Raw genomic sequence first — 8,200 nt, 5'->3', positions numbered from 1 at the left:
GACGAGGCTCTGGCCTGGGCGCGTCAGCGCAAGACCTTTGGTACGGCGCTGGTCGACCACCAGGTGATCCGCCACAAGTTGATGGACATGAAGATGCGCATCGAGTCCACCCGCGCGTGGCTCCATACCGTGTCGGCCCGGGCCGATTCCGGCGACAAGGCGGCGAAAGGCGCGGAGTGGGTGGCGCAAGTGTGCCTGCTCAAAAACCACGCGACGCAGACCATGCAGTTCTGCGCTGACCAGGGTGTGCAGATTCTGGGCGGCATGGGCTTCATGCGCGGTACCCACAGCGAGCGCATTTACCGAGAGGTCAAGGTCATGATGATTGGTGGCGGCGCAGAAGAAATCATGAAAGAGTTGGCCTCGCGTCAGCTCGGTCTGTGAGAATCAGTGCATGACCCCACATCTTGCAGCGCCCGAAGAAATTGAATTCGAAGAGGAATTCGTCACCGGACTTAAAAAAGTTTTTGAGAAAATGATTCTTTTCAACCAAGTTCTGGGTCTGAAGATCACCTCCCTCAAACCCACCCAGGTCAGGGGCCGCATCGACATGAAGCCGGAATTGATCGGTCACTTCAGTTTTAACCGGCTTCATGGCGGTGTCATCAGTGCCGGACTGGACGCCATGGGTGGCCTGGCCGTGATGGCCGCCATTGGTGCGCGTCATATGGATGAAACGCCCCTGCAGCGTTTGCAGCGGTTCGGCAAGCTCAGCACCATCGATTTGCGGGTCGATTACCTGCGGCCCGGCATTGGCGAGCACTTTGAATTGCGCGCCGAGGTGATGCGCCTGGGCTCGCGTGTGGCGTCCACGCGCATGGAGTTTTTGGGCGCGGACGGCAAACTGCTGTCGACCGGCGCCGGTGCCTATATCGTGTCCTAGTCACATCAAGCCCATTTAAAAGGCCGCCCAAAGATGGCCTTCTTTCACGAGCGTTGCGTCTACATCTTAGCGGCAGCTGCATCGGTGATGTAGGGCCCTACCACCTTCCACTTGCCGTCCTGGATTTGCGACAGGCGCGAAGCATCGCTACCCAGACGTTTGGTGGGCGAGAAGGTGGCCGGTGCGCTGCCAAAGATGTCCGGCGGGATGGTCAGGGTGTCCATGACCTTGATGAAGCTGTCGGTGCTCAGATTCTTGCCCGCTTTGTTGGCTGCATTGATGAAAATGTTGATGATGTCGTAGCCATAGACGGAGAACACGGTCGGGTCTTCGTTGAATTTGGTTTTGTACTTGTTGGCCCAAAATCGAATCTGCGGCGACTGCTCTTCGGTGTACGGGTTTTGTACCGTCATCGTGGCATACAGCCCGTCCATGGCCTTGCCGCCGAGTTTGTGAATCAGGTCGGTATAGGCGGCACTTGAGCCCAGAAAGGTGGGGTTGAAGCCGGTTTTACGGGATTCGGCAATGGTGCCAATGGTTTCGCGAATGATGGTGCCCAAAACAACAAGGTCACAGCCTGACGCCTTCATTTTCGCCACTTGCGAGGAAAAATCAGTCGCGCCGCGTTTGAAGGAGGTTTTCTCGGCAAACTCCATGTTGATGGTTTTCAGGCCGGCCTCGCCGCCACGCAGTACCTCCAGGCCGAAGTCGTCATCCTGGTAAATAGTGCAGACTTTTTTGGCTCCCTTGTCCTTGACCAGATGCGGCACGGCCCGCCGCATCTGGTCAAAGTAGGTGGCTGCAAACGAATATTTGAGCTTGTGAAAAGGCTCGTACATTTCGCGCGCCGCCGTGATGGGGAAAAAATTGATGACGTTTTTCTCGAACTGGACCGGCATGGCGGCCATGTTCTGCGCCGTGCCGATGTGGCCAACCATCATGAAAATCTTGTCCTGATTCACCAGTTTTTGGGCCGCCAGAACGGCCTTCTTGGGGTCATAGCCGGAGTCTTCAACAAGCAGTTTGAGCTTGCGGCCGTTCACCCCACCCTGCTCGTTGATCTCATCGACGGCCAGCAGCATGCCCAGGCGTGCCTGCTTGCCAAAGCCCGCCAGCGGGCCTGATAAATCCTGAATAGACCCCAGGGTGATCGTGTCTTTGCTAACGCCTTGCTGGGCACCGGACAGAGTCGTCGAGAGGGCCAGTGCAGCCAGTACCACCGTCGCTTTGAATTTCATGATTTATCTCCGTTCAGGCAAAAAAATGCGTGGCATCTACCACGCATTTTTGACGTCACACGAAAAATGTCAAGCTGTCGCAAACCCCCAAAGGGAAACTACTAGGGTTTGACGTAATCCGAGACCACCTTCCATTTGCCATCCTGAATCTGCGACAGGCGCTGCCTGTTGCTGCCCAGGTGTCGGGTCGGGCTGAATGACATGGGCGGTCCGCCAAAGATATCTGACGGAACCGTCATGCTGTCCATGGCCTTGATGAAGCTATCCGTGCTGAGATTAGGGCCTGCTTTTTGTGCGGCGCGGATCAGGTTGTCGATGATGGTGTAGCCATAAACCGAAAACACGGCCGGGTCTTCATTGAATTTGGTCTTGTATTTGTTGGCCCAGAACCGGATCGGTTGTGATGTCTCGTCCAGGTAGGGGTTCTGCCAGGTCATGGAGGCGTACATGCCGTCCATCCCCTTGCCACCGAGTTTGTGAATCAGGTCGGTGTAAGCGGCGACCGAGCCAAAGAAGATCGGATTGAAGCTGTTCTTGCGCGATTCGGCGATGGTGCCAATGGTTTCGCGGATGATGGTACCCAGCACCACCAGTTCACAGCCCGCAGCTTTCATCTTGGCCACCTGGGAGGAGAAGTCGGTGGCGCCCCGTTTGAACGAGGTCTTCTCGACCATCTCCAGCGATATGGATTTGAGGCCGGCCTCGGCGCCCCGCAACACTTCAAGGCCGAACTCGTCGTCCTGATAAATAGCGCACACTTTCTTGACACTCTTGTCCTTGACCATTTTGGGCAGCATCAGGCGCATTTGATCGTAGTAGGAGCTGAGCAGTGCAAACTTGAGTTGATTGACCGGTTCGTACATTTCACGCGCGGCGGTCAGCGGCATGAAGTTGATGATATTTTTTTCAAACTGCACCGGCATGGCAGCATTGTTTTGGGCGGTACCGATGTGACCGGCCATGATGAAAATTTTGTCCTGGTTCACCAGCTTCTGCGCCGCCAGCAGGGCCTTCTTGGGGTCATAGCCGGAGTCTTCGATCAACAGTTTGAGCTTGCGCCCATGCACGCCGCCCTGCTCATTGATTTCGTCCACGCGCAGTTGCATGCCATTGCGCGCCTGTTTGCCGTAGCCTGCCAGTGGGCCCGATAGATCCTGAATGGTGCCGATCACAATTTCAGTCTTGCTCACGCCCTGCTGGGCACCCGCCAGCGTCGCGGCCAGCGCCATGAGGGCAAGAAGGGTGACGTGTTTGAGTTTCAATCTGTACTTCCAAAATTCGTTGAGAGGGAGTGGTACATGGCCATCACGCCCACCCCCGATGCCTGGTCGATAGCCGCGTTGCCTAGGCTGGTGTCAACCGCAGCGGACGGTCGTTTATGGCTTGACGTAGTCGATGACGACCTTCCATTTGCCATCCTGAATCTGCGACAGCCGGGAGACATCGCTGCCCAGGCGGCGGGTGGGGGTGAACTTCAGCGGCGGGGTGCCAAACATATCGCCGGGGATCTGAATGGTTTCCATGGCGCGGATGAATTTGGAGGTGGTGGGCCGCGCGCCCGCACCCTGCATCGCCTTGGCGAACACGTCGATGGCGGTATAGCCAAACACGGACATCACCGAAGGGTCTTCGTTGAACTTGGTCTTGTACTTGTTGGCCCAGAAGCGCACAGGCTGCGAGCTGTCGTCCACGTACGGAATCTGCGAGGTCATGGTGGCGTACATCCCTTCCACCAATTTACCGCCCAGTTTGGGGATCAGCTCGGAGTAGGCTGCGCTGGAGCCCATAAACACGGGGTTGAAGCCGGTCTTGCGCGCCTCGCCAATGGTGCCCACGGTTTCGCGAATGATGGTGCCCAGCACCACCAGCTCGCAGCCCGCGGCCTTGGTGCGCGCGACCTGGGAGGAGAAGTCGGTCGCGCCGCGTTTAAAGGAGGTTTTTTCAGTGATGACCATCTTCTCGGACTTCAGTGCGTCCACAGTGCCGCGCAAGACTTCAAGACCAAACTCATCATCCTGGTAAATGGCACAGACCTTGGTGATATTTTTCTGCCTGAGCAACTTGGGCAGTGAGGTTTTGATCTGTTCATAGTAGGTGGGGGCGACCGAGAACTTCAGACGATGGAAGGGTTCGTACATTTCGCGCGCGGCTGTCAGCGGAAAGAAATTGATCACTTCCTTTTCGAACTGAATGGGCATGGCCGCATTGTTCTGCGCCGTGCCGATATGACCCACCATCAAGAAGATCTTGTCCTGGTTCACCAGTTTTTGTGCGGCAAGAACGGCCTTTTTGGGATCGTAGCCATGATCCTCCACCAGCAGTTTGATCTTTCGGCCGTAAATGCCGCCTTGCTCATTGATTTCCTCGACGCGCAACAGCATGCCGTTGCGAGCCTGCTTGCCATAGCCCGCCAACGGACCTGACAAGTCTTGAATCGTGCCTATAAGGATTTCGTTCTTGCTAATGCCCTGTTGTTGGGCCGTCGACAGCGTGCTGGCCGCGGCCAGGATGGCGAAGATGAGGGAATGCTTGAGTTTCATTGTGAGTTCATCCATAAAAATTAACGGTACATGGCCTCAATTTGAGTTGAGTATTTCTTTTCGACCAGCTTGCGTTTGAGCTTCATCGTGGGGGTGAGCTCCTCATCTTCTGCTGTGAGCTGGTTTTCCAGCAGGAAGAATTTCTTGATCTGCTCGACGCGGGCAAACTTCTTGTTGACGCGGTCGATCTCGCCTTGGATCAGCGCTTGCACCTCGGACGAGCGGGTCAGTGACGCATAGTTGCTGAAGGGCACGTCCTGGTCCTGGGCAAATTTCTCTACGTTTTCCTGGTCGATCATGATGATCACGGTGAGGTAGCGGCGCTTGTCGCCGATCACCACCGCATCGGTGATGTAGGGTGAGAATTTCAGGTCATTTTCCAGTTCGCTGGGGGTGACGTTTTTGCCACCGGCCGTGATGATGATGTCCTTCATGCGGTCGGTGATGCGGAAGTAGCCGTCCGCATCCATCACGCCCACATCGCCGGTGTGCAGCCAGCCGTTCTGGTCGATGGTCTCCGCTGTTTTTTCCGGCAGGTTCAGGTAGCCGGCAAAGACGTTTTTACCGCGCACCAGAATCTCGCCGCTGACGGGGTCCAGCCGGACTTCATTGAAAGCGGCGGCGGGCCCGATGGAGCCGGGGCGCATGCGGCTGGCGGGCACGCCAGTGGACGCGCCACAGGTTTCCGTCATGCCCCACACCTCCAGCATGGGCACGCCCAGCGCCAGGTACCAGCGCACCAGATCGGGTGAGATGGGTGCGGCACCGGTCACTAGGAAGCGGGCACGGTGAATGCCAATGAGCTTGCGTACATTGTTCAAGGCCAGCCACTGCGCGATTTGGAACTTGCACTTGAGCCAAGCGCCCACCGCTTGCCCGGCCAAGACCTTGTCGGCAATCCCGATGCCAACACCGATGCTCCAGGCGTAGGCGGCTTGGCTGACGGCTCCGGACTCCTTCAGGGAAATCATGACGCCCGAATAAAACTTCTCCCACACTCGCGGCACCGCGGTGAAAACGGTGGGCGCAATCTCGCGCACATTCTCGGGGATGGTCTCCGGTTTCTCCACAAAGTTCAGCTTGGTGCCCGTGTACAAGGCAAAGTACTCGCCGCCCATGCGCTCTGCAATATGGCACAGCGGCAGAAAGCACATGCGTTCATCGTGCTCGTCCTGGGCCACCAGCGTGTTGTAGCCGCGCACGGTGAAGACCAGCCCGGCGTGCAGATGCATGGCGCCCTTCGGTCTACCGGTGGTGCCGGAGGTGTAGACCAGAATGGCCAGGTCTTCGGGCCTGCAGGCGTCAACGCGCCGTTGCAGCTCGTCCGGGCGTGGCGCCAGGTACTTGCGCCCCAGTAGGCGCAACTCATCCAGACTGATGACGTTCGCATCCTTGAGGTCGCGCAACCCCTCCATGTCAAACACCACAATTTGGCGCAGTCCCGGCAGCTGGTCGCGTACTTCGAGCGCCTTGTCCAGTTGCTCGTCGTCTTCCACAAACAAGATGGTGGTGCGCGAGTCCTCGCACAGGTAGTGAACCTGTGAGGCGGCATCGGTCGGGTAGATGCCGTTGGAGACGCCGCCGCAGGACAGAACGGCGAGGTCCGCCCACACCCATTCCACCACGGTGTTGGACAGAATGGAGGCGCATTCACCCTCGGCAAAACCCAGGCTCATCAGGCCGCCAGCTATTTCGCGCACGGCATCGGCCGACTGGTTCCAGGTCCAGCTGCGCCACAGACCCAGGTGTTTTTGGCGCATCCAGACATTCGGGCCGCGTTGCGCCACGGCGTTCCAGAACATCGCCGAAATGGTTTCGCCCGGCATCACGATCTCGTGATTGGGCTGGATTTTGCTCAGGTCCCAGAGTTTGCTCATCGATTTATCTCCAGGTTTTCTTCTTCTTCCAGCGCCGCTCACCGCGTACGCCATCTTCCTTGAGCCCGAGGTAGAACTCCTTGATATCGTCCTTCTCACGCAGGCGGGCGCAGGTGTCTTCCATCACGATGCGGCCGTTCTCCAGCACATAGCCGTAGTCCGAGGCGTTGAGCGCCATGTTGGCGTTTTGCTCCACCAGCAGAATAGTGGTGCCGCGTTCGCGGTTGATGCGCACCACGATCTCGAAGATCTCTTTGGTCAGCTTCGGGCTCAGGCCCAGACTGGGCTCGTCCAGCAAGATGAGGTCGGGGTTGGCCATCAGCGCGCGCGAGATCGCCAGCATTTGCTGCTGCCCGCCCGACAGCAGGCCGGCGTCCTGCGTGGCGCGTTCGCGCAGGATCGGAAAGTAGTTGTAGACGTCTTCCATGTCTTTGGCCACGCCATCGCGGTCCTTGCGGATATAGGCGCCCATCAGCAGGTTGTCATGCACGCTCAGCAGCGGGAACACCTCGCGCCCCTCCGGTACATGGCTCAAGCCCTGCTGCACTATAAAGGCGGGGTCCTGGGCGGTGATGTCGCAGCCCTTGAACTCAATCGAGCCCTTGCGCGGATCGATGATGCCGGAGATGGTTTTCAGAATCGTGGTTTTGCCCGCGCCATTGGAGCCCAGCACGGTTGCAATTTCGCCGCGGCGCACCTGCAGGCTGACGCCGCGAATGGCCTTGATGGGGCCGTAGGCGCTCTCGACATTGAGCAGCTTGAGCACAGGTACATCGCTCACGGCGGGGGGATGGGTACTCATGAGGAACGGGCCCCCACGTTTTTCGCCGCGCGTGCGTCAAGACCCCCCGGGGGCGGCTCGTCGGCGCTCACGCCCCGGCGCAGAAAAGAGACGTCATCGACCGAGCCGAGATAGGCTTCGATCACACCGGGGTCGGTTTGCACTTCAAGCGGCGTGCCCATGGCGAGCACCTCACCCTGATTCATGGCCAGTACGCGGTCCGAGACTTTGGAGACCAGTGTCATGTCGTGTTCCACCATCAGCACCGTGATGCCCAGTTCGTTCTTGATGTCCTGAATCCAGAACGCCATGTCATCGGTTTCTTCTACATTCAGGCCGGAGGAGGGTTCATCGAGCAACAGCAGTTTGGGCTCGGTGCACAAGGCGCGTGCCATTTCAACCACCTTGCGCACGCCGTAGGGCAGGCCGGCCACCATGGAGTCGCGGTGATGCTGCAGATCGAGAAGCTCGATCACCTCTTCCACCTTTTCCCGTGCTTTCAGCTCGGCGTCGCGCGCCGTCTGGGTGAAAAACAGGTCTTGCCAAAGCCCGGTCTTGCGATGCGTATGGCGGCCTATCAGCAGGTTGTGCAACACCGTGGCGTGCTCGAACAATTCAATGTTCTGAAACGTGCGCGCAATCCCCAGCCCGGCCACATTTTGCGGCGGCTGCTCGGTCAGCCGGACGACGCCGCGCGGCCCGCGGTAAATGATCTCGCCGGTGGTCGGTGTGTAGATGCGGCTGATCAAATTGAAGACCGTGGTCTTGCCGGCGCCGTTGGGGCCAATCAGGGTGAATACTTCGCCCTGTTTGACATCAAAGCTGACGTTGTTGACCGCCAGGACGCCACCGAAGCGCACGCTGAGGTTTTTGGCGGAGAG

At 58.2% G+C, this 8,200-nt stretch carries 8 protein-coding genes; 2 read left to right on the top strand and 6 right to left on the bottom strand.

The genetic code is table 11. The features are described 5' to 3' along the window. Together B3V69_RS20030 and B3V69_RS20025 are read left to right on the top strand one after the other, a co-directional pair. Positions 1–384: acyl-CoA dehydrogenase family protein (locus B3V69_RS20030; protein ID WP_296449377.1), on the top strand; the 384-nt coding region annotated here is incomplete at its 5' end. Between the two features lie 10 nt (positions 385–394). Continuing rightward, the gene (locus B3V69_RS20025) at positions 395–883 is read left to right on the top strand and encodes a thioesterase family protein (RefSeq protein WP_296449375.1); all 489 of its coding nucleotides are present in this window, start codon (positions 395–397) and stop codon (positions 881–883) included. Positions 884–942: 59 nt separating this feature from the next. On the opposite strand, the gene B3V69_RS20020 is transcribed toward B3V69_RS20025, so the two are convergent. The 6 genes from B3V69_RS20020 to B3V69_RS19995 form a co-directional block, all read right to left on the bottom strand. Further along, positions 943–2,121, bottom strand: coding sequence for an ABC transporter substrate-binding protein (locus tag B3V69_RS20020; RefSeq protein WP_296449372.1), 1,179 nt, complete (start codon positions 2,119–2,121; stop codon positions 943–945). 101 nt (positions 2,122–2,222) lie between these two features. After that, on the bottom strand, positions 2,223–3,383 hold the full coding sequence (locus B3V69_RS20015; protein ID WP_296449369.1) for an ABC transporter substrate-binding protein: 1,161 nt from the start codon (positions 3,381–3,383) through the stop codon (positions 2,223–2,225). 114 nt (positions 3,384–3,497) lie between these two features. Further along, complete coding sequence (locus B3V69_RS20010) at positions 3,498–4,661, bottom strand: ABC transporter substrate-binding protein (protein ID WP_296449380.1); 1,164 nt, start codon at positions 4,659–4,661, stop codon at positions 3,498–3,500. A 20-nt stretch (positions 4,662–4,681) separates the two neighbouring features. Continuing rightward, a complete protein-coding gene (locus B3V69_RS20005; protein WP_296449366.1) occupies positions 4,682–6,538 on the bottom strand; it encodes an AMP-dependent synthetase/ligase in 1,857 nt (618 codons plus the stop codon). A gap of 4 nt (positions 6,539–6,542) precedes the next feature. Beyond that, positions 6,543–7,340, bottom strand: a complete 798-nt coding sequence (locus B3V69_RS20000) for an ABC transporter ATP-binding protein (RefSeq protein ID WP_296449363.1) — start codon at positions 7,338–7,340, stop codon at positions 6,543–6,545. Continuing rightward, the coding region (locus tag B3V69_RS19995; RefSeq protein ID WP_296449361.1) for an ABC transporter ATP-binding protein at positions 7,337–8,200 on the bottom strand (864 nt) is incomplete at its 5' end. The genes B3V69_RS19995 and B3V69_RS20000, both read right to left, overlap by 4 nt.

This window comes from Rhodoferax sp. UBA5149, assembly GCF_002413825.1.
Classification (GTDB): Bacteria; Pseudomonadota; Gammaproteobacteria; order Burkholderiales; family Burkholderiaceae_C; genus Rhodoferax.
Note: the sequence above shows the minus strand (reverse complement) of the source record. Positions and strands in the feature narration are given on the sequence as shown.

What these genes read in the sequence shown, in the direction of transcription:
- B3V69_RS20025 (WP_296449375.1), top strand. Translation starts at nt 395, where the DNA reads ATGACCCCACATCTTGCAGCGCCCGAAGAAATTGAATTCGAAGAGGAA.
- B3V69_RS20020 (WP_296449372.1), bottom strand. Translation starts at nt 2,121, where the DNA reads ATGAAATTCAAAGCGACGGTGGTACTGGCTGCACTGGCCCTCTCGACG.
- B3V69_RS20010 (WP_296449380.1), bottom strand. Translation starts at nt 4,661, where the DNA reads ATGAAACTCAAGCATTCCCTCATCTTCGCCATCCTGGCCGCGGCCAGC.
- B3V69_RS20005 (WP_296449366.1), bottom strand. Translation starts at nt 6,538, where the DNA reads ATGAGCAAACTCTGGGACCTGAGCAAAATCCAGCCCAATCACGAGATC.
- B3V69_RS20000 (WP_296449363.1), bottom strand. Translation starts at nt 7,340, where the DNA reads ATGAGTACCCATCCCCCCGCCGTGAGCGATGTACCTGTGCTCAAGCTG.